Raw genomic sequence first — 21,905 nt, 5'->3', positions numbered from 1 at the left:
CATCTTATGCGTTGTCCTTATTAACATTCTTCTCTTCATACTTTTTTATGAGGACAGATCCCGCTTTTGTTTCCGCAAAAAGATGAAGCTTATCGTCTGAAACGGTTTTACGACTGAAGCGAATCGACTTTTGGACCACTTCATTTTTTTCTTCTAGTACATCAATACCCTGCAACTCCAATTTAAAACTACCGAAGTTTGATTTAGCCTCTCCGGAAATGTTAATGTTTTCTGGAACGAATAAATCGATGTTGCCCGTTACGGTCTTTGCGTGAAGCGTGTCGGCTTTCTCCCCCGTCAAGGCACATACGACGTTTCCGTTCAGGGATTGCATATCTGAGATCGAGATATCCCCTTCTACATGGACCTTGCCGTTAATGGATTCAGCTTCAACACGTTCTGCTTTCGCGTTCAAAATGGAAATCGCACCATTGGATGTTTCCACTTCGGCTTTCTTGGCTACCAGATGATCAATATGAATCTTTCCATTAGCAGCCTTGGCACGAAGGTCCTGGACATCTAAATGCTCTGCCTTTAATCCTCCATTAAATAAACGGACGGAAATCCTTTTATATTGATGCTTCGGAATGTAGAGTTTAGAGTCCACTTTCATCCACTTTAATTGCGTAGAGTAATACAGTGTATCCTCGTCTACAGCAAAGGACGTATTCTCCATGAACTGCTTTCGTGCTTCCTCATGATCTTCCGTACGATAAACCTTGGCCTCACATTCCACCCGGACTTCTTCACCATCCCAAGGGATCAGCTCTACCTTTCCATTGGCCACATCTATATCAATTTTCTCAAAATCCGTATTGGGCTGTTGATACACATGAGACAGTTCCACCGATTGATTCCACTGAAAGTCAAAGTCAAAATTCTTAATCTTGTTCAACGCAGTATTCATGAAATCAAGAAGCTTATCTTTCGGGTTGCCCGAATGAGTAGAGTGTTCTTGCTCACCCTTTTTACCTTCTTGAAAGATGGACACAAATTCATCAAGGAAGTCCTTTTCTTTTACCTTTGATGTATTTGGCTTTTGATCGAGTGCTTCCAATAATGCCACTGCTTCCTGTGCCGAAATCGTCCCATTTTCCAACATATCCAAAATGCGTTTGCGTTCTTCATTCATACTCTTTCATCCCCTTTATTGATTATAAAAGTACTTTAATGCCTTTATACACATTCCAAATGACAACGACAACACTAAGTAATATGGCTAAACCGATCATGATGACGGTGAATATTGGCAATCCCGCACCACTCGCGAAAACCCCCATATCCAAAAACACGCCTGCAATCACAAGGGGAACCGCAACGACCGGTAATAAGTGAGATAAAAAGGCTGCTTTTGCGTCCTTTTTCACATAAGGATTATCTGATACAAAATAAACGATCAGCGGAAAAAGGAAGCCTGCAAAAAATATACTGAAATAGCATAGGGCTGATAGTACCTTATTGGTCTCCATCTTCATCATCTCCTCTACTATTATTTACGATACGTGAAGCAAAAGGTTTCAATGCATTTGTTTATAATCTTATTTTCACATAGTGGTGTTTTTCTTCACTCCATCTAGAGGCTGAATTTAGGTAGGTATGGAGTTGTGGTTTTGGTTGCAGAAGCTTGCCCGTAAGCTAAAATTGTTTGTTATAATCATAAACTTTGTGCTTTTGAAAAAGTGATTAGTGGTTGATTTCCGCTCCAGATGCTCGCTTTCCGCGGGGCGTGAGTTGAGCCTCCTCGGGCTTTGCCCTGCGGGGTCTCAACTTTCTAGCTCCGGCGGCTAGCCCCTCGAGGTCATAAGCTAAATGGTCCAAGAAGGCAAAGAACGGCCTTCTTGGATCATTCATCTTATGCTTGTCGGGGCTGTGCGAGCCGCCTACGCTTTTCGTACTTTCCCGCTATTCCCGCAGGAGTCGAGCACCTTCCGCTACAATCAACTTTCTAAGCATCGGCTACTTCATAAATTTAAAATCATCCTATAATAACCTTGCCTGCATTTCACTCCAAACCAAAAAGAGAGATACATAAAGCATCTCCCTTTTTAATTAATTGGTCACTTCTTCTTTTTCCCTAATCTTCTTATTCATTCGTTCACGGTCGCGCTCAAGCACAGGTTTCAGGTATTTACCTGTGTAGGAACCCTTTGCTTCAGCCACTTTTTCAGGGGTTCCGCTTGCAACGATCGAACCACCTTTGTCTCCACCTTCAGGACCAAGGTCTACAAGGTAATCGGCTGCTTTAATGACATCGAGATTGTGTTCGATGACGAGAACCGTATCTCCATTTTCAACAAGTCGTTGAAGAACAACTAAGAGTCTTGCTATGTCATCCACATGAAGTCCAGTTGTCGGCTCATCTAAAATGTAGAGAGAGCGGCCCGTAGAACGACGATGCAATTCTGAAGCAAGCTTCACACGCTGGGCTTCTCCCCCTGATAACGTAGTGGCCGGCTGACCTAAAGTGATGTAGCCAAGTCCAACATCAAAGATGGTTTGCAGCTTACGTTTGATCTTCGGAATGTTTTCGAAGAATTTCACTGCGTCTTCGACTGTCATCTCAAGTACATCGGATATATTTTTATCTTTGTATTTCACTTCAAGTGTTTCCCGGTTGTATCGTTTCCCGTGACAAACTTCACATGGAACGTACACATCGGGGAGGAAGTGCATTTCGATTTTGATGATCCCGTCTCCGCGACATGCTTCACAACGTCCGCCTTTTACATTAAAGCTGAAACGGCCTTTTTTATAGCCTCGAACTTTTGCTTCATTGGTTGTGGCAAATACATCCCGGATATCATCGAATACCCCGGTATAAGTAGCCGGGTTGGATCTTGGGGTACGCCCGATTGGTGATTGATCGATATCAATGACCTTATCAAGGTTTTCAATGCCCTTCACTTCTTTATGCTCACCAGGTTTTGATTTTGCATTATGAAGCTTTTGAGCCAGTGACTTATGCAGGATTTCATTGATCAACGTACTTTTACCGGATCCCGATACTCCAGTCACTGCTGTAAAGATTCCTAATGGCAGCTTCACTTTGACATTGTTCAGGTTATTTTCTTTCGCTCCCACAATCTCTAAGTACCGTCCATCAGGTTTACGTCTTTCCTGTGGAAGAGGGATGAACTTCTTCCCTGAAAGGTACTGACCGGTTAATGAGTTCGAGTCATCCATCACTTCCTGCGGTGTTCCCGCAGAAACCACTTCTCCCCCATGAACACCCGCTCCAGGTCCGATATCGATGAGATAGTCAGCTGCCATCATCGTATCTTCATCATGCTCGACTACGATCAAGGTGTTTCCTATTTCCCTCATGTTCTTTAAGGTGTCGATCAGTCGGTCATTGTCCCGCTGATGCAATCCGATGGACGGCTCATCAAGAATGTAGAGAACCCCCGTCAGACGGGAACCGATTTGAGTCGCTAATCGAATGCGTTGAGCTTCTCCCCCCGACAACGTACCTGCTGCCCGGCTTAATGTGAGGTATTCAAGTCCAACGTTGACCAGGAATCCAAGTCGTTCACGAATCTCCCTCAAAATAAGATTGGCAATCTTCATATCTTTTTCCGATAGCTCGAGCTTATGGAAAAACTGCTCTGCTTCTTCAATCGAAAAGGCCGTTACTTCCCCTATATGAAGAGAGTCTACTTTTACTGCCAGGCTCTCTTCTTTCAAACGGTGACCATTACAGGTCGGACAAGCCTGCTGCGCCATGTATTTCTCCATCTGTTCACGGATATAATCAGAGCTTGTCTCACGGTATCGTCGCTCGACATTCGGGATGACCCCTTCGAAACGAAGATAGTTTTCACGAACTTGCCCAAAATCGTTCTCGTAACGGAAGTAAATCTCATCCTTGCCTGATCCATATAGGACCTTATCCATTTGATGTTTCGGGATATCCTTTACAGGCATATCCATCGGAATCTCATAATGATTACATACTGCCTTAAGAAGAGACGGATAGTATTGGGAGCTTGTCGGTTCCCACGGAGCAATCGCATGTTCGTCGAGAGTGCGATCCCAGTTGGGAATCACCAGCTCCTTATCGACCTCAAGCTTTGTTCCCAATCCGTCACAGCTTGTGCAGGCACCGTACGGACTATTGAAGGAAAACATTCTTGGCTCCAATTCCGTTATGGAAAATCCACAGTACGGACATGCGTGATGCTCACTGAATAGAAGTTCTTCTTCCCCGATTACATCAATGATCACCTGACCGTCTGCCAATCTTAGTGCCGTTTCAAGTGAGTCGGACAGACGTGCTGCGACACCCTCTTTCACGACGATTCGGTCAATGATCACTTCAATGGAGTGCTTTTTATTTTTTTCCAGGGAGATTTCTTCTCCAAGATCCTGGACTTCACCGTTGATACGTACTCGGACAAACCCTTGTTTCTTGATTTCTTCAAGGGTCTTCACGTGAGTTCCTTTACGGCCTGATACAACTGGTGCCAGTACTTGAAGCTTAGTTCTTTCCGGGTACTCAAGAATACGGTCGACCATTTGTTCAATCGTTTGGGAGGAGATTTCGATCCCGTGATTTGGACAAATCGGTTTCCCTACTCTTGCAAACAACAGTCTTAGATAGTCGTAAATTTCGGTGACCGTCCCTACAGTCGAACGTGGATTACGGCTCGTTGTTTTTTGATCGATGGAAATCGCAGGGGACAATCCCTCGATTGCATCGACATCGGGCTTATCCATTTGACCTAAGAATTGACGGGCATAAGCAGAAAGGGACTCGACATAACGTCTTTGTCCTTCTGCATAAATGGTATCAAAGGCAAGGGATGACTTACCTGAACCCGAAAGCCCCGTTAAAACGACCAGTTTATCCCGTGGAATTTTTATATCTATATTTTTTAAATTATGAGCTCTAGCTCCTTGTACGATTATTTGATCTCGCGCCATATTTCGTTCATCCTTCCGCCTTAAGCTCAAGAATGGTATCACGAAGCTGTGCAGCGCGCTCAAAGTCCAATGCCTTGGCTGCTTCCTTCATTTCCACTTCTAAGCTAGCAATAAGTTTTTGTCGCTCCGGTTTAGACATATTCGAAACTTTTGTCTGTTCTCCTTCATAAACCCCTGCTTCTTCTGCGGCATGGGTTGCCCTGATGACATCCCGGATTTCTTTTTGTATGGTCGTCGGGGTAACTCCGTGTTTTTCATTGTATTCTTCCTGTATCGTCCGACGACGTTCTGTTTCGTCAAGTGCTTTTTGCATAGAGTCGGTAATTCTGTCCGCGTACATAATGACTTTACCGCTGCTATTACGCGCTGCACGGCCTATCGTTTGAATGAGGGAACGTTCAGAACGCAAGAAGCCTTCTTTGTCAGCATCCAATATGGTGACAAGTGATACTTCGGGGATGTCCAACCCTTCACGGAGTAAATTGATTCCCACTAATACATCATATTTACCTAAACGGAGGTCGCGGATGATTTCAATCCGTTCCAACGTTTTGATTTCTGAATGCAAATATTGAACTTTGATACCCATTTCCTTCAAGTACGCCGAGAGATCCTCAGACATTTTCTTCGTAAGGGTAGTCACAAGGACACGTTCATTTTTCTCGATACGTTCGTTGATTTCACCAAGAAGGTCATCGATCTGTCCTTCGATGGGTCGTACCTCGATGACCGGATCCAGAAGTCCTGTTGGACGGATGATCTGCTCGACCATCTCAGGACAATGCTCCAATTCGTATGGACCTGGCGTGGCTGAGACATAGAGGAGCTGCTGTGTTTTCTTCTCAAACTCTTCAAAACGCAAGGGACGATTGTCCATGGCGGAAGGCAGACGGAAGCCGTGATCCACAAGCACTTTTTTACGGGCCTGGTCCCCGTTGAACATTCCCCGGATTTGAGGTAGCGTCACATGGGACTCGTCGACCACAATTAAGAAATCGTCTGGAAAATAGTCCATAAGAGTATACGGAGTCGATCCTGACGGCCTTAATGTCAGGTGACGGGAGTAGTTTTCAATCCCCGAGCAAAAGCCCATCTCCCTCATCATTTCGAGATCATAACGGGTCCGCTGTTCCAGACGTTGGGCCTCCAGCAGTTTATTTTCTTCTTTCATGATAGCTAATTGCTCTTCAAGCTCTTTTTCAATATTTTTGATGGCTACCTGCAATTTTTCTTCACGGGTTACGAAGTGGGAAGCCGGGAAGATTGCGATATGATCCCGATCTCCCATGATTTCACCGGTCAGGGCATCCACTTCACGAATCCTGTCAATTTCATCTCCGAAAAACTCTACACGCATACAGTGTTCATCACGGGAAGCCGGGAAAATTTCCACTACGTCACCTCGAACACGGAAGGTTCCACGCTGAAAGTCGATGTCGTTTCGTTCATACTGGATATCCACAAGCTTACGCAGCAATTGATTTCGTTCGATTTCCATTCCTGTACGCAGGGAAAGAACGAGCTCCCGGTATTCCTCCGGGTTACCTAAACCGTAAATACAGGACACGCTGGCAATGATGATGACATCTTTTCGCTCAAACAAAGAAGATGTAGCAGAGTGCCTGAGTTTATCGATTTCATCATTGATGCTGGCATCCTTTTCAATAAATGTATCCGTTTGAGGAACGTATGCCTCCGGCTGATAATAGTCATAGTAACTGACAAAATATTCAACGGCGTTATCAGGGAAAAACTCTTTAAATTCGCTGTAGAGCTGCCCCGCCAATGTTTTATTATGAGCAATGATGAGGGTAGGCTTCTCAACCTGCTTGATCACATTGGAGACAGTGAATGTCTTTCCTGTCCCTGTAGCCCCAAGTAAGGTTTGATGACGTTTCCCTTCATTTATGCCTTGAACTAATTTTTCAATCGCCAGGGGCTGATCTCCCTCTGGTTTATATTTAGATTTGAGCTCGAATTGATCTTTCACCGTGAAACCTCCTATAGTAAAGGACTGCTACCTTGTATTTACCTACTTATACCCATCTTAAACACTGTCCATTCTTCTATACACATTCTACCACATTTCCTACAGTATTAACCAATAATAAGCGAACAAAAGTTCGTTTTTTTATTATTATAGAGATCACATTATCCGGGTTGTGGATAACTTTTGATGAAGAAACAGTTTCGAGGCTAGGATCGTGATTTCGACATTTTACGGGAGCTAGCAAGGAGCTTATTAGAGATTTTCGACATAATACGAGCATTTCTATACACAACCTGTGCACAACTATGTGTATAAGTCGATATTCATTGTGGAAAATCCTTAAACTTATTCACAATTCGTCAAATTTCTTGTGCACAATGTTGATGAATGCGGATTCAAACTGTGAATAACATGTCCTCAACCTCACTTATTCACACTATTCTTCATTTATCCACAATTAAGAAATCTGTTTACACGGGAATCCCCTCCCGACCTTTTCAAAGGAATAGGCAAGCGCTATGGCATAAGAAAAACAGGCTCTATCTTCTTAAAAGATAGAGCCTGTTTTCAAACTTCTATTCACCTGTCACCAAAATCATGCACTTCTCTTCGCTCTTTTCATCATCCGGTCGCTATACCAGAATCCAACGGTTAATGAAGCCGCGTCTACGACAATCAGTAACCAAGAGTCCGTATAGCCCTTGGAAACCGAAGCTGCAATGAGGGCAACGGTCAAGATCAATCCCACATAATGGTTATACGTCACCCGTGTGAACAGAACGACAAGCAATCCTGGTAAAAATAAACCTAAAATGATTTTAGACACGTTCAACTCTCCTTAAAGATAAGGGAATAACACATATTCTACCGAAGTTTCCCCTATCTGGAAAGGGTTTTCCTACTCTTCACCCTGCTGAATTAATTTCTGGGTCCGTTCCTTCAACTCACTGTGAGGGATGAATTTTTCCGAAAGCATATCAGGCAGAATGTATTCCAAGAAGTATTGTACACACTCCAGGTCCTTGTATTTCACAATCGTCGATAGGGCTTCCTGATAAATTTCAATAAATAGAGGCTCCGGATTCCCTTTTTGAATTTCTCCAAAGGATTCATACAGAAGATCGATTTTGTCTGCGACAGAAAGGATTCTTCCTTCAAGGCTATCGTCCTTCCCCTCTTTAAACCGTTCTCTGTACACTTCTTGAAATTGCGGGGGGAATTCTGTAGTGATGAATTTATTGACCATCTGATCTTCTACCTGGCTGAAGAGCTCACGCAGCTCTCCCGATGCATATTTTACAGGGGTCTTGATATCCCCTGTGAAAAGTTCCGCGTAGTCATGATTCAAGGCTTTTTCATACAGTGCTTTCCAATCAATTTTTTTCCCGCTCTGTTCTTCCGCCGTTCCTAAAAACTGAGCAATTTTGGTCACCTTAAACGAATGGCTGGCTACGTTATGCTCATGATACTTAAATCGGCCCGGACAGCGAATGAGGGTTTCAAGGTCGGATAAGCTTTTAAAATAGTGATGAATTCCCATCGTATTCTCCTCTCATTGATCGACTTTACTTTATTAAGATAGTATCAAGTAGAAGGAGTAAGAGCAAAGATAATCACCCTTCTATTTCACCTAAAAGTATATTATTTAGAGCACTGTGATAACGTGTGGGAATTTGATGAGAGGCTCCAGGAATCACATATATTTTCTTAGAATAACAATCGTTATACAGTTTGAGATGAGAATTGATCCAATCCGACCTTTCCCCGTAAATTAAGAGAAGCGGGATTGGAAGCTTCTTGACCTGCTCTATCCCATCGTAGTGAAGGGATTGCTCGTAGAACTGATACCAAATGTGGTGGTTCGCCTTATCAATATGACCCCTCAGCTTCTCCCGCTCAAGCTTATCCTTGAAATGCGCTCTGGAAATAATCTCCGATAGGCGAGCCGGATGTTCACTAACCATTTCCATGCCCATATGGTGCATCCATTTCAGCTTGGGATTCGTGACTTTCGGATATCCCCCTACCAAAATGAGAGTGGAGACCCGGTCTTCATAGGTACACGCAAATGTTTGTCCCACCACTCCCCCTGCAGAATATCCGAGCATCACACATGCAGCAATGTTCAGGTGGTCGAGAATCGCCTTTATGTCCTCTACAAACTGAGAGATACTAATATTCTGTTCCATTGTAAAGGAGTCACCATGGCCTGTTAAGTCCGGAATGATGAGGCGAAAGTGTCTGGAAAGAACATGCTGCTTTATGAAGGTCATCCTCCCCATACCCGGGGGATGGATCAAGACAACGGGATTCCCTTTTCCTAAATCGTCAAAATAAAGATCTCTATTGTTAAAATGGATGATCGCCATAAAAATAAATCCTCCCTCAACCGCTTTATTACACATTGTTCTCGGGTTAAGGGAGTTCTAGTCACTTTATTTAAATGAGGCGGACGGAAACCACACCGTGTATTTCTTTCATCCTGCTTTTCACTTGATGTTGTTCTTCTTCGAGGAGTTTCTGATCCAAATCAATCATGGTATAGGCCCACGTATGTTTACTGCGGTTGATCATATCTGCAATGTTGACTGCGTAGCCTGAGAGAACATTGGCGATTTGACTGACCATATTCGGGATGTTTTGGTGCATGACCGTCACTCGCATTTTTCCGCTATAAGGCAGTTCCACATCGGGCAGGTTCACAGCATGCTTAATATTACCCGTTTCAAGATATGTTTTCAGCTGCTTTGTCGCCATGATGGCACAGTTTTCTTCAGATTCAACGGTAGATGCGCCCAAATGAGGAACAGGGACGACGTTTTTCATGTTCAATACCTTTTTATTAGGGAAATCCGTCACATATTTACGGACAATTCCTGCTTCAAGGGCCTTTTCGAGAGCCCCTTCTTCTACCAGCTCACCTCTTGAAAAGTTTAAGATCGTCATACCCTTTTTCATCTTCGTGAAGCCTTCTTCACTCACAAAGCTGGACGTTTTGTCTGTTAATGGAATGTGTAACGTCACAAAATCACACTCTGCCCATACTTCTTCAATATGATGAGCGCGCTTCACATCCTGGGATAAACGCCACGCTGCGTCCACGGATATAAATGGATCATAGGCGACCACATCCATCCCAAGGGCCAGGGCATCATTTGCGACAAGGACGCCAATCGCTCCCAAGCCTACAACACCAAGCTTCTTCCCTTTAATCTCACTGCCTACAAATTCTTTTTTCTTTGCTTCAACGACACTCGGTACGTCTTCTTCCGTTCCTTTTAGCGTGTTCGTCCAGCCGACTGCAGAATACAGGTTACGTGAAGAAGCGATCAAATTAGCCAGAACGAGCTCTTTCACGGCGTTTGCATTGGCACCGGGAGTATTGAAGACAACAATCCCTTTTTCCGTACATTGATCAATCGGGATATTATTGACTCCTGCCCCTGCACGGGCAATGGCTTTGACTGAAGCCGGAAAAGAGTAATCATGCAAGTTCTTTGATCTGACCAGGATTCCATCGGGATCCCCATTCCCATTCAGATGGTAGTTCAGATCATCCTCTATAAGAGATAATCCGCTTTGACTAATGGCATTGTACGTATTGATTGAAATCATTTTCATACTCCTCCTTGCTCAGACTCAAATTTTTTCATGAAACCGATCAATGCTTCCACACCTTCAAGCGGCATGGCATTATATAAACTCGCTCGCATTCCGCCCACGGAACGATGTCCTTTTAAAAATTCAAACCCGCGAGCCTTCGCTTCTTTTAGAAATCGGGCGTCCAGCTCCTCATCACGTGTTGAAAAAGGAATGTTCATTAAGGATCGATTTTTTTCCGGGACAGGGTTATGGAATAAAGAAGATTCATCTATACAGTTGTATAAGAGACCGGCCTTCCTCTCATTTTGAGCTTGCATCCCTTCCACTCCACCATTCTCCTTCACCCACTCCAGTACAAGCTTTAATACGTATATAGAAAAGGTCGGTGGCGTGTTAAAGAGGGAATCATGCTTTACGTACGTTTCGTAATTCAGCATCGTAGGACACGTATTCGATGCTCGACCGACCAGGCTGTCATGAATGATCGCCACCGTTACACCCGAAGGACCCAGATTCTTTTGAGCACCCGCATAGATCAGTCCAAAAGAGGAAACGTCGATTTTCTCAGAAAGGATATGGGAGGACATATCGGCTATAAGGGGAATGCCTCCGGTCTCAGGCCACTCATGGTAACGCGTTCCTTCAATGGTATTGTTGGATGTAATATGTACGTAGCTTGCCTGTCGTGAAAAATCTTCTGGTGTATATGCAGGAATTTCAAACTTCTCTTGAGGTGATAAAGTTCGGACATTCCCAACCTTTTCTGCCTCTTTGACAGCTTTTTTTGACCAGCTGCCTGTCAGGATATAGTCGGCTTCTTGATGTGAATCGAGCAGGTTAAGAGGAATCATGGAAAATTGCAGGGAAGCCCCGCCTTGCATAAATATCACGTGATAGTCATCAGGGATCGAGAGAAGTTCACGTAATAATTTCCGCGCTTCTTCTATTATATTTTGGAAAGGGGCAGATCGATGACTCAATTCCATTACAGACATGCCCGTTTCCTGATAGTTCAATAATTCGCCCTGAACCTTTTTCAGAACAGGCTCAGGTAACACCGCAGGACCAGCAGAAAAATTATACACACGCTTCAACAACAGCACCGCCTAAAGTTCAGAATTTTTCAACAGTATAATCGCGCCCAGTGGTTTAGTCAATATCAAAAACCTATGATGAAAACGCTTAACACAACCGTTTTTAGGCTCATGCGTGGTTATGGATTGATTCTTTGTCGTTTTTGAAAACGGATCTTTTCGTAAACTTGTTGCCTTTGGAACAGAGAGTAGTGGTTGATTTCCGCTCCAATCACCTTTAAGCATGACTTGCTTAAATATTGACTAAATAAATGCCTGGCACGTTTTAGAAAGCAGTATTTTTCAAGTTTCTTTCTTTTGTTTTTTTCTATATTAAGCTCTGTCACCAAAAATCTCTTAAAGATGGTGAGGGGAACTGCGTAGACTCCTGCGGAGGTACGGGCGTGCCGAGACCCCGTTCGGCTAAGCTGAGGAGGCTCGGCGGAACGCTATCTGCAAGCTGAGCGGTTCCCCTCACCATCCAGCACACATTCATTGACAGAGCCCTGGCAGATTCAACTTTATTCAACAAACTTTACAAAAAGAGCCTTTTAAAAAATAATAGACCGGCTCCCCCACTTACCCGCGATGGGCAAAATGAAGAGAGCCGGTTGGTTGCGTATTAACCTGTTAAAATATCTTCTTTTGGATAGCGGATCTTTTCTTTGTCCGGTCTTGATAGGGAGAAGGCCAGTGTGAGAGGGCCAAGTTTCCCGACAAACATCACGATGATAATGATCCATTTACCTATGGCTGTCAGGGAGCCGGTAATCCCCATGGACAATCCCACCGTTCCAAAGGCTGATACCACTTCAAAGAGAATAGCTAGGAAAGAAGCATTCCTTTCCGTCATATCTAGAAAAAATAGAGCCGTAAAAACAAGGAGCACACTGATCATCGACACGGCCAAGGCCTTGAAAATATAGTTTTGATCAATCGTACGACGGAAAATCCTTATCTCTCTTTTCTCCTTCAAGAAAGCAAACACACTCAATGAAATCACAACGAAGGTGGTCAGCTTGATTCCTCCACCCGTGGAAGCACTCCCCGCCCCGATGAACATCAAAAGAATCGTGAGAAGCAAAGTGGAGCGTTCCATGCTGCCATAATCGATCGAGTTAAAACCGGCTGTGCGGGGTGTGACCGCTTGAAAATAAGAAGCGAATAGTTTATCCAGTAGTGGTAACTGAGCCAGTGTATTTGGGTTATTATACTCCAGGATGAAAATCATCATAAAAGCGAATACATTGATGACAAATGTCCCAACTATCATGATTTTCGTATGGAGGGACAGTCGTCGAATCGTTTTCGATTTCCATAGGTCCACTAACACGGTGAATCCGATCCCTCCTACAATAAATAGAAACGAAATCGTGATATTGACGATGGGACTTCCCACGTAACCCATTAAACTATCGGACCATAAAGAGAATCCTGCATTATTAAACGCGGAAATAGAATGAAATATACTGACGTACAGCCCTCTTCTCCAACCGAATTCAGGAACCCACTCAGACGCCAGTAACAGAACGGCAAATCCTTCAACAAGGAAGGAAAAGATAAATAAATATTTTACAAGCTTGATGACTCCTCCTACAGACGTCTGATTTAATGCCTGTTGAAGAAGAAGTCGTTCTTTAAATCCAATTTTCTTTCCAAGCATCATAAAGATCAAGACGGCAAAGGACATGATACCCAGTCCCCCGATTTGGATCAGACTCATAATGATCACTTCCCCGAAAAGGGTGAAGGCATCTCCTGTATCAACGACCGCAAGTCCTGTAACCGTCATGGCGGATGTCGTCGTGAACAAGGCATCCAGCCATGTAATCGATTCTGTGGTGGCAAACGGCAGCTTAAGCAAACCCATTCCTACGATGATAAAAAATAGAAACGTCACAACGAGAAGTTGAGGAGGGCTTAACCGGATCACCTTATGCTTCATAGGTTATACACCTTCTTTTTCAAATCGGTTGATATCCCTGTTATGTCCAATCACGATCAGTAGATCTTCCATTTTTATGACTTCATCGGCAGAAGGGGATACAATGACTTCCTCCCCGCGGTGAATAGCAATGATATTACAGCCAAATTTTGCCCGGACGTCCAGGTCATTTAAGGTTTTGCCCGCGACCTTTTTAGATGCATACACTTCTACAATACTGTGCTCTTTAGATAGTTCGATATAATCAATGATCTTTTCTGACGTGATATGATGGGCAATTCTTCGCGCCATGTCACGTTCAGGGTGAATGACTTTATCGGCACCGATCCGGTCCAACACCTTCTGATGATAGGCGTTTGAGGCTTTCACCCATACTTCTTTAACCCCTAATTCTTTTAAAAGTAAGGTGGTAAGAATACTTGCTTCTATATTATCTCCAAAGGACACGATCACGTGATCAAAGTTTCTGAGTCCAAGGGATTTCAAAACAGATTCATCCATGGCATTCGCCTGCACGGCATGCGTGGCAATGTCTATATATCGTTGGACAACATCGTGATGAATATCGATTGCCAACACTTCAACATCCAGTTCAGCCAATTCCTGAACCAGATTTCCTCCAAATCTCCCTAATCCAATAACAGCAAACTGCTTTTTCATGATGAAATCCTCCAAAACCTTTTTAATAGCTTAACCATATAGTACTTCTTCATTACAACAATGCGGCTCGAACAGAGGCGACAAGCATAAGACGAACCTGGCAGAAGGCTTCCTTTGCCCTTATGGCCGGTTTGACTCATCACCTCTGGCCTCCGGATCCAGAATTCTAAACAACACAAAAAGACCAGCAGGAACTAAGCCTGTGGTCATCCATAATCGATCACAAGTATCATCCTCTCCCATTACGCTTACGAGGTTAGCTGACGGATTCGGGTCATGGAAGTAGCCCTACCTTTCCAAGAAAGGATTCACCCCTTTTAATACTCGGGTCCCCCGCTTCAAAAATGAATTAAGCGATAAAGAATATTCATTTGATGATAGATATATTACTCCTCTCCTAATTCGTTGTAAATAGGTTTTATGTAAAATTTTTTAGTCTCTTTTCGTAAAGTTTTTTGCTATTGAAAAAGCGAGTAGTGGTTGATTTCCGCTACAGGTGCTCGCTTTCCGCGGGGCGTGAGTTGAGCCTCCTCAGGCTTTGCCCAGCGGGGTCTCAACTTTCCCGCTATTCCCGCAGGAGTCGAGCACCTTCCGCTCCAATCAATTTTCTGAGCATATATCCTTAAAAGAAATGAATAAAAAATAGAATTTTAGCAAACAACCTCATTAAAGCTGAGGAGAGATTATTTTCTTTTTAAGAAAGACCAATTTTGTTTTCTATCTAGATTTTCTTTTAACACCTTTTAGCTCTGTCAAGAAAATCCCTTAAAGATGGTGAGGGGAACTGCGTAGACTCCTGCGGAAGTACGGCGTGCCGAGACCCCGGAAGCGAAGCTGAGGAGGCTCGGCCGAACGTCCGCGGAAAGCGAAGCAGTTCCCCTCACCATCCAGCACATTCTGATTGACAGAGCCAAAGCAGACCTTTTGTTAAAAAACAACAATCTTTGAGTAAAGAGCAATTTTTCAAAAGAAAAAAAGGCAAATTTAGTTCAATCCATCCAGCATTTACTGTTCGTTAAAAAGGTTTCTCTTTTCAGTATACGGGGAATAGCATACATAAGTATGACGAAAATAGAACCAGAAGGGAAGACTTGTATATGGCAGGAGTTTCATCCATTACATCATCAAGCACAAGTTCATCTGTTTCATCTAATGATATAAAACCTTGGATTAAAGGGTTTGCACGAATTGGATATATTTCAAGAGGAATTGTTTATATGCTGATTGGTGCATTAGCCGTGATGGCCGCACTCGGAATAGGAGGAAGCACTTCGGACTCGAGTGGTGCCTTTTCAGCAGTGGCGAGCAAACCCTTTGGGGAAGTCCTTCTTTGGATATTGGGTATTGGCCTGATCGGCATCGTTCTTTGGCGCCTCATTCAAGTGGTAAAGGATCCGGAACATGTGAAAAACGATGGGAAATCCATGTTTAGAAGACTGGCTAATCTGATCAGCGGGATTGCCTACGGTTCTTTGACTTATAATGCTTTCGCCATTGCCATGCATGCCAAAAGCTCCGGTTCGGGGTCGGGATCAAAACAAACCTTATCTGCTAAGTTATTGTCCCAGCCCTTTGGTCAATGGATTGTCGGGATTGTCGGACTTATCATTATTGGATATGCACTCTATGAAATTCATAAAGCTTATACTGAAAAATACACGAACAAATTTAAACGACATGAAATGAGTGAAAAAGAATGGGAACTGGGAAGAAAGACAGGAAAGCTCGGACTATATTCCCGGGGAACCGTCTTTTTACTGATTGGCTATTTCTTTATACAAACCGCAATCACAGCAGATCCAGATAAAACACAAGGGTTGGATGGAGCTCTTTCCAAGATAGCTCAACAACCTTATGGACAATGGCTGCTGGGAATTGTAGCCGTCGGGTTATTTCTATATGGCGTCTTTCAAATTTTAAAAGGTAAAAACCGTCATTTGAGCATCTATTAAGAATGAAAAGGAGCAGCCAGCAGGCAGCTCCTTTTTTTCATCATGAAGAAAGCTAATCAAGTTCCTCATGTTTCTCCCCTTATTAACCTTCACTCCGCCATGCGGTAAGCGAGCATCCTGAAGCTATACTCCACTCCCACTTTTTCTTATAAAACACCAACTAAGCTAACGAAAACAGCCTTTAGGCATGGATTTTGACACTATCAGTATTCTGTTGTATCTTATGACCATAAAAACTTACTAAACCCATCAGAATTATATAAATGTTATGTTTGTAATCGTTAGGGAAATCTACTACTAAACTAAAGGAGGCGTAAAAATGAATTCTCTTTGGAGAGGCTATCTCAATACATCGCTCATTGTGAAAATAACTGTCGCCCTTCTCTTAGGAATTGCCGCAGGGCTTTTATTTGGAAAGGATGCAGCGATTCTTTCACCATTGGGTGACATCCTGATCCGCTTGCTCAAATTCCTTATCATCCCCCTTATTCTATTTACATTGATAGTCGGGGTGAATCAGACAAATGTAAACAAACTGGGGCGAATGGGTGGAAAAACGTTCTTATACTATTTATTCTCATCTGCTTTAGCGATTATCGTCGGGATTGCCGTTGCAAGTATCTTTAATCCGGGAACAGGAATGAATCTGGATACATCGGAGAAGTTTGAAGTACCGGAAAATCCGGGGGTGACCAGTGTTCTATTGAATATTATCCCGGACAATATCGTCACAGCGTTCACGGAAATGAATCTATTGGGAATCATCTTTACCGCCATCGTGTTCGGCATTGCCATCTCTTATTTAAGATCAGCAACTGAACATCATGAACTCGGCGAACATGTGTATAAGTTCGTAAACGGTTTGAACGAAGCCACGCTGGCCGTAATGAAAGTGATCCTTCAATATGTTCCGATCGGTATCTTCGCCATCATGGCGGAAACGGTCGGGAAACAAGGATTGGATACACTATTGTCTCTAGGAAACATGATTCTTGTCCTTTACATTGCTTTATTTGTTCAAATTTCCATTTATATTATGGCCTTACTTTTGTTTAAAATCAGCCCAGGCAGGTTCTTTGCTCAAGCAAGAGCACCGATGATTACAGCATTTGTGACTCAAAGCAGTTCTGGTACCCTGCCTCTTACTTTAAACGCAGCAAAAAACCTTGGTCTGCCGAAGAGCTTATATGGGTTCAGCTTACCCCTCGGGGCCACGATTAATATGGATGGTGCTGCGATTCGAATCGCAGTGTCCGCTGTTTTCGCGGCTAACGTAGTCGGCAATCCATTAAGTTTGACTGACATGCTGGTCGTCGTCCTCGTCGGAACACTAGCATCGATTGGAACTGCCGGCGTTCCGGGAGCAGGCATCATCATGATTGCCACTGTATTCGCACAGCTGGGGTTACCGATGGAGACCGTTGCCCTGCTGACGGCGATCGATGCCCTTGTTGGAATGGGTTGTACGGCTCTTAATGTGACGGGAGATTTGGTCGGTACGTCAATTATTGATAAGACGGAGAAGCGAGCAGAAGAGGCTTCATCCCATTCATAAATCTATTTAAAAAAGGATAGCCGCGGCTATCCTTTTTCATTACGAAACCTGATGATGCTCCCATCCTGAAGATTCATCGGCAAAAAGGATTCCCAGCTCGTGATGATCACCTTCATAGAGGGCTCCTTGCGTAAAACGGTTTTCCCCGTTTGTTCCAAGTACCTCAAGCTTACAGTACGCCCCGTTTTTTTGAAGGGCTTCATAAAACGCTCTTTCTGTATTTACTTCGACTCCATTCACTTTCAGTACGATTTCCCCTACTTGAAGCGTCAGTTTCTTTGCAGGAGAACCAGGTAGAATTCCAAGAATCATGACTCCCTTAGACTGTCTTTTAAAGAAGTATGGCTTAGAATCCTCAGCACTTCGGTAGCGATAGGCAATCCATGCCCGTCCTCCCATTGCCACAACAGCTGCTCCAATTGAAAATAGGGGAGCCCAGAATCCCGTTACAGCAAGCGTCAATACGAAAGCACCAAGCCAGAAAACCCTGTAACCTGTATGCTTGATCGCAACCTCAGGCAAGGTACTTTTCACAAGCTGCTGAAAACCAAGGAGAAACGGCACACAAAGGAGAGAATACGTTTCCGTCCCCATTGTAAATACCGGCCACCATTCAAACGGAAGGGTCAATGTCCCGGTAGGAACCGGCACAAACATTGGCACAAGCCACAGCTTCTTCCCTTGATGGGCACCTACTTTCAGTCCACGGGCACTTTTAAGTAGACGGGGTGAGGTATGCTTCCACCCGTTCAATCGAATCAGGCTTCCTTCAATCATCGTCAACACACCAAGAAGCACGACAATGGAGCTCAGCAGCCCTAAATTCAAGTTATCTACATATGTATTCACATAAGGGATTTCCCACTGAAAATAATCCACCGCCACCAGGATGAAATACGAAAACCCTACCGTCATGGCTGCAGACATGAGGTGAAAACGACTCGTTAATGCAAACAGGGTGGACACCAACCCTATTAACATGATTCCGACGAAAGGAATCACAACCCCTGCTCCAACTGTTACGACAGAAAACAGCAATCCAACCACAATTCCATATGAAAATAGAACCCGCGTATCATGATAACCGTCCAGCAATCTCGTATTAAAGTCCCTCCGTTCTCTTTTGACACGATAATAGCCCGTCATGATAGCGAAAAACACAGACAAATATAATACAGGATGAAGAAATAACTTTCCAAATCCCTTCACAACCTCAAGCAACCAAAGCTCAACCAATGAACTGTCACCACCTTTTTTAAGAAAATTTGCATTATCTACTATTTTATCAAAAGACTCCCCTAAAACCTATTGCAATTTTATTTGATCGTTTTACGATTCGATTTCAATTCCGACAGTATTCTGCATATTTTCCCGGGAAATGATGTCGGATAAACAGGAAATACAAGTGATTATGTATAATTTCCCAAATGAAAATAGAGCCGACCATCATGATGGCCGGCTCCCCATTTATTAACGCTGTGCTGTTCTTTCAATATACTCTAAAGCCGCCTGCAGCTGCAGGTCATTCTTCTCATTCTTTACCGCTTCAAAGATTTCTTCCTGTAATCTTTCCCCCGTTACAGAATCAATGATCCCTGTAACATCGATACTCTCCTGACTTTGGAAATCCTTTACTGCCTTTTCCGTTTTCTTACTGAAGTATCCATCCACGCGGTCAATGGAGAATCCAAGTCCTTGAAGCATTTCCTGGGCGTTTTGAATCTGTTCATTGTTCATCCCTTCTTGAAGGGGCTTTTCAATTTGAAGCGGGTGGGCGTAGAAATAGGATGGCTGTCTGACAGGGATATCCGGTTTGATCCCCTTTTTATGAATCCAGTTTCCATTTGGCGTCAGCCACTTGAACATGGTCAACTTGATATTGCTGCCATCTCCCATTGGAACGGCTTGTTGTACCGTGCCTTTCCCAAAGCTCTTCGTTCCGATGAGTGGATATCCTTCAGCCTCTTTTAGTGCACCAGCGAGAATTTCAGAGGCCGAGGCACTTCCTTCATCTATCAACACTACAACAGGGTAAACCTTTCTTGCTTTACTGTTTGAGAAAGATTTCATCACTTCCCCACTTCGCTCTTGAATTTGAACATACGGCTTTTTCTCCGTTACAAATTCTTTAAGAATTTCTTCTACACTCGAAAGGAGACCTCCTGGGTTCCCTCTCACATCAAGGACCAATCCTTCTACCTTTTTCTTCTCAAGTTCCTCTAATTGCTTTTTAAAATCAACGGCGGTATTTTCTGAGAAAGTAGTAATCTGGATGTATCCCGTTTTCTTTCCATTTACTTCCTTCGCATCAGAGAGGACCGTCTCGACAGGTATTTTATCACGTTTCACAGATACTTTGATGGGTTCCGTCAGTCCTTCCCGCGTAATTTCCAATTGAACCTCAGTACCCTTTTTCCCTCTGATTTTCAAAGTAGCTTCGTATAGGTCAAGTCCTTCGATACTATTTCCGTCTACTTTAATAATCCGGTCATTCGGTTTCAGTCCCGCTTCTTCCGCAGGAGAATTTTTAAAAGGTGCAACAATGATCAGCTTTCCGTCCATGATTGTGACTTCTGCTCCAATTCCTTCAAAAGAAGAATCCAAAGCGTCATTAAACTGCGATGCCGTTTCGGCATTCATGTAAACGGAGTAAGGGTCATCCAGTGTCTTCAGCATTCCCTGAATCGCACCTTCCACGAGCTGCCCTTTATCCACATCCTGAAAGAACTTGTCACTAATCAAGTCATATGCTACTTCTACTTTGTGCAGCTTGTCATTGAGCTCGCCTTTTCCGTCAAACTGAGCAAGCTCGTCCCCACCCTTGCCCGTCCATTCCAAGCCGCCATACATTCCTCCAGCACCGATCAGCATGCTAATGATGATTGTGATGATGAGCTTTCTGCCCGTCCACTCCATATATTCCCCTCCAGCTTGTTGTTGGTCTTGTATAGATAAGAGTGGCGCGACTAAGGACGCCAGCCTTTCTTATCCAACGAAAAAGACACCACACAAAAACGCGCTAAGGCGGTGCGATGTCTTTGCTTATCTAACTATATGCCGGAGGGGGACGAGTTATGATAAGGGAGCTCTTATTTTGCACCTGTAAAAACTCTTTGAACGTGATAGTTATTGAGATGAGAAGCAATGATTCCTCCCCACTTTTCAAATTCCACCAGGAATCCGTCATGACCAAAGGAAGTGGAGATAAAGTAATGTTCACTCCTTGGTACAAGATGTGTAAATTCCTTTAGGTAGTGAGGTGAGTAAATTAAATCTCCTTCATAACTTATTGAAATCAGTTCACACTGATAATTCTTCGCTACCTCTTCTATTCCTCCTCTTCCCCTTCCGATATCATGTGAATTCATCGCTTTCAGCAGGGTAAGATAGCTGTTTGGATCAAACCGCTTTCCTAATTTCTTTCCTTGGTAATCGAGATAGCTTTCGACATTGAACCGTTCGTTTTGCTTTTCACGTTGGAAACGCTGATCGAACAGCTCCTGAGTCCGGTACGTGACCATACCGACCATTCTGGCAATCTCTAACCCTTTTAAAATAGCGCCTGGTGGATAATGCCCCTTTTGAAACCCGGGATCCTCTTCAATCGCGGTGATTCCGATGTGATTATAAGCGAGACCATAATCATTTAAGGCAGGAGTGACGGCAAGGGCGAATACTTTATTGATATAGGCAGGATACAGGGCTCCCCATTCCAAGGCCTGCATCCCTCCCAGGGAGCCTCCAATTACTGCTTCGATTTGGTCGATTGAAAGTTGTTGAAGTGCTTTATATTGGGCATGGACCATGTCCCTTATCGTAATACCCGGGAAGTCCGGACCGTATCGTTCTCCCGTATGTTGATTGGTGGACGCCGGTCCCGTACTTCCTTCACATCCTCCTAATACATTAAAGGCAATCACATTAAAATATTCAGTATCAATATACGACCCGGGACCAATCAGTCCGTCCCACCAGCCACGGTCTTCACTCGTCCCTTTCACGATATGGGTCCCGGTGAGGGCATGGCAAACCAGGATGGTCGGTCCGTCTTTGTTTCCTGTTCGTTCATACGTAAGATCTACATTTTTCAACGTGGTGCCTGACTCTAATGTTAGGGATGGGATGGTAATGGAGCTAACTTCATAGGTGTATGGCCTCTCCATTCCTCCACCTCCTTTTTTGGTGTTATGGTTGGGGTGATCAG

16 protein-coding genes and 1 riboswitch are annotated in these 21,905 nt (G+C 43.8%); of the genes, 2 read left to right on the top strand and 14 right to left on the bottom strand.

The genetic code is table 11. From position 1 onward, the window contains the following. Positions 1 to 4: 4 nt before the first annotated feature. The 11 genes from ACOSV2_RS16250 to ACOSV2_RS16200 form a co-directional block, all read right to left on the bottom strand. Complete coding sequence (locus ACOSV2_RS16250) at positions 5 to 1,132, bottom strand: DUF4097 family beta strand repeat-containing protein (protein WP_428976051.1); 1,128 nt, start codon at positions 1,130 to 1,132, stop codon at positions 5 to 7. A 22-nt stretch (positions 1,133 to 1,154) separates the two neighbouring features. Next, positions 1,155 to 1,469, bottom strand: a complete 315-nt coding sequence (locus ACOSV2_RS16245; protein ID WP_428976050.1) for a DUF4870 domain-containing protein — start codon at positions 1,467 to 1,469, stop codon at positions 1,155 to 1,157. 580 nt (positions 1,470 to 2,049) lie between these two features. After that, positions 2,050 to 4,923 (bottom strand): excinuclease ABC subunit UvrA, encoded by a 2,874-nt coding sequence (uvrA, locus tag ACOSV2_RS16240; protein ID WP_428976049.1) that lies wholly within the window; start codon positions 4,921 to 4,923, stop codon positions 2,050 to 2,052. 7 nt (positions 4,924 to 4,930) lie between these two features. Continuing rightward, positions 4,931 to 6,913 (bottom strand): excinuclease ABC subunit UvrB, encoded by a 1,983-nt coding sequence (gene uvrB / locus ACOSV2_RS16235; protein WP_428976048.1) that lies wholly within the window; start codon positions 6,911 to 6,913, stop codon positions 4,931 to 4,933. 595 nt (positions 6,914 to 7,508) lie between these two features. Further along, on the bottom strand, positions 7,509 to 7,739 hold the full coding sequence (locus ACOSV2_RS16230; protein ID WP_113970831.1) for a CsbA family protein: 231 nt from the start codon (positions 7,737 to 7,739) through the stop codon (positions 7,509 to 7,511). Between the two features lie 72 nt (positions 7,740 to 7,811). Further along, positions 7,812 to 8,453 carry an HD domain-containing protein gene (locus tag ACOSV2_RS16225; protein WP_428976047.1) on the bottom strand — a complete coding sequence of 214 codons (642 nt, stop codon included), beginning with the start codon at positions 8,451 to 8,453 and terminating at the stop codon, positions 7,812 to 7,814. Positions 8,454 to 8,526: 73 nt separating this feature from the next. Then, positions 8,527 to 9,282 (bottom strand): alpha/beta fold hydrolase, encoded by a 756-nt coding sequence (locus ACOSV2_RS16220; RefSeq protein ID WP_428976046.1) that lies wholly within the window; start codon positions 9,280 to 9,282, stop codon positions 8,527 to 8,529. Positions 9,283 to 9,352: 70 nt separating this feature from the next. Next, on the bottom strand, positions 9,353 to 10,528 hold the full coding sequence (locus ACOSV2_RS16215) for a phosphoglycerate dehydrogenase (protein WP_428976045.1): 1,176 nt from the start codon (positions 10,526 to 10,528) through the stop codon (positions 9,353 to 9,355). Positions 10,529 to 10,530: 2 nt separating this feature from the next. Further along, positions 10,531 to 11,610, bottom strand: coding sequence for a 3-phosphoserine/phosphohydroxythreonine transaminase (serC, locus tag ACOSV2_RS16210; RefSeq protein WP_428976044.1), 1,080 nt, complete (start codon positions 11,608 to 11,610; stop codon positions 10,531 to 10,533). A 601-nt stretch (positions 11,611 to 12,211) separates the two neighbouring features. Beyond that, complete coding sequence (locus tag ACOSV2_RS16205; protein WP_428976043.1) at positions 12,212 to 13,534, bottom strand: TrkH family potassium uptake protein; 1,323 nt, start codon at positions 13,532 to 13,534, stop codon at positions 12,212 to 12,214. 3 nt (positions 13,535 to 13,537) lie between these two features. After that, positions 13,538 to 14,194 carry a potassium channel family protein gene (locus ACOSV2_RS16200; RefSeq protein ID WP_397552742.1) on the bottom strand — a complete coding sequence of 219 codons (657 nt, stop codon included), beginning with the start codon at positions 14,192 to 14,194 and terminating at the stop codon, positions 13,538 to 13,540. A gap of 229 nt (positions 14,195 to 14,423) precedes the next feature. After that, positions 14,424 to 14,560: riboswitch (cyclic di-AMP (ydaO/yuaA leader) on the bottom strand. A gap of 731 nt (positions 14,561 to 15,291) precedes the next feature. Between ACOSV2_RS16200 and ACOSV2_RS16195 the strand changes: the two genes are divergently transcribed. Continuing rightward, positions 15,292 to 16,146 carry a DUF1206 domain-containing protein gene (locus tag ACOSV2_RS16195; RefSeq protein WP_428976042.1) on the top strand — a complete coding sequence of 285 codons (855 nt, stop codon included), beginning with the start codon at positions 15,292 to 15,294 and terminating at the stop codon, positions 16,144 to 16,146. Positions 16,147 to 16,465: 319 nt separating this feature from the next. Beyond that, positions 16,466 to 17,701, top strand: a complete 1,236-nt coding sequence (locus ACOSV2_RS16190) for a dicarboxylate/amino acid:cation symporter (protein ID WP_428976041.1) — start codon at positions 16,466 to 16,468, stop codon at positions 17,699 to 17,701. 39 nt (positions 17,702 to 17,740) lie between these two features. On the opposite strand, the gene ACOSV2_RS16185 is transcribed toward ACOSV2_RS16190, so the two are convergent. The 3 genes from ACOSV2_RS16185 to metX all read right to left on the bottom strand — a co-directional run bounded on the left by ACOSV2_RS16185 (position 17,741) and on the right by metX (position 21,864). Further along, positions 17,741 to 18,937: a PDZ domain-containing protein gene (locus ACOSV2_RS16185; protein WP_428976040.1), complete on the bottom strand. Its 1,197-nt coding sequence runs from the start codon at positions 18,935 to 18,937 to the stop codon at positions 17,741 to 17,743. Positions 18,938 to 19,171: 234 nt separating this feature from the next. Then, entirely contained in the window at positions 19,172 to 20,617 is a 1,446-nt protein-coding gene (locus tag ACOSV2_RS16180; protein WP_428976039.1) for a S41 family peptidase, read from the bottom strand. Positions 20,618 to 20,790: 173 nt separating this feature from the next. Continuing rightward, on the bottom strand, positions 20,791 to 21,864 hold the full coding sequence (gene metX / locus ACOSV2_RS16175) for a homoserine O-acetyltransferase MetX (RefSeq protein WP_428976038.1): 1,074 nt from the start codon (positions 21,862 to 21,864) through the stop codon (positions 20,791 to 20,793). Positions 21,865 to 21,905 lie beyond the last annotated feature (41 nt).

Source organism: Rossellomorea sp. DUT-2 (assembly GCF_052665285.1).
Note: the sequence above shows the minus strand (reverse complement) of the source record. Positions and strands in the feature narration are given on the sequence as shown.

What these genes read in the sequence shown, in the direction of transcription:
- ACOSV2_RS16200 (WP_397552742.1), bottom strand. Translation starts at nt 14,194, where the DNA reads ATGAAAAAGCAGTTTGCTGTTATTGGATTAGGGAGATTTGGAGGAAAT.
- ACOSV2_RS16180 (WP_428976039.1), bottom strand. Translation starts at nt 20,617, where the DNA reads ATGGAGTGGACGGGCAGAAAGCTCATCATCACAATCATCATTAGCATG.
- uvrA (WP_428976049.1), bottom strand. Translation starts at nt 4,923, where the DNA reads ATGGCGCGAGATCAAATAATCGTACAAGGAGCTAGAGCTCATAATTTA.
- ACOSV2_RS16215 (WP_428976045.1), bottom strand. Translation starts at nt 10,528, where the DNA reads ATGATTTCAATCAATACGTACAATGCCATTAGTCAAAGCGGATTATCT.
- ACOSV2_RS16205 (WP_428976043.1), bottom strand. Translation starts at nt 13,534, where the DNA reads ATGAAGCATAAGGTGATCCGGTTAAGCCCTCCTCAACTTCTCGTTGTG.
- ACOSV2_RS16190 (WP_428976041.1), top strand. Translation starts at nt 16,466, where the DNA reads ATGAATTCTCTTTGGAGAGGCTATCTCAATACATCGCTCATTGTGAAA.
- ACOSV2_RS16225 (WP_428976047.1), bottom strand. Translation starts at nt 8,453, where the DNA reads ATGGGAATTCATCACTATTTTAAAAGCTTATCCGACCTTGAAACCCTC.
- ACOSV2_RS16220 (WP_428976046.1), bottom strand. Translation starts at nt 9,282, where the DNA reads ATGGCGATCATCCATTTTAACAATAGAGATCTTTATTTTGACGATTTA.
- ACOSV2_RS16245 (WP_428976050.1), bottom strand. Translation starts at nt 1,469, where the DNA reads ATGGAGACCAATAAGGTACTATCAGCCCTATGCTATTTCAGTATATTT.
- ACOSV2_RS16195 (WP_428976042.1), top strand. Translation starts at nt 15,292, where the DNA reads ATGGCAGGAGTTTCATCCATTACATCATCAAGCACAAGTTCATCTGTT.
- metX (WP_428976038.1), bottom strand. Translation starts at nt 21,864, where the DNA reads ATGGAGAGGCCATACACCTATGAAGTTAGCTCCATTACCATCCCATCC.
- ACOSV2_RS16250 (WP_428976051.1), bottom strand. Translation starts at nt 1,132, where the DNA reads ATGAATGAAGAACGCAAACGCATTTTGGATATGTTGGAAAATGGGACG.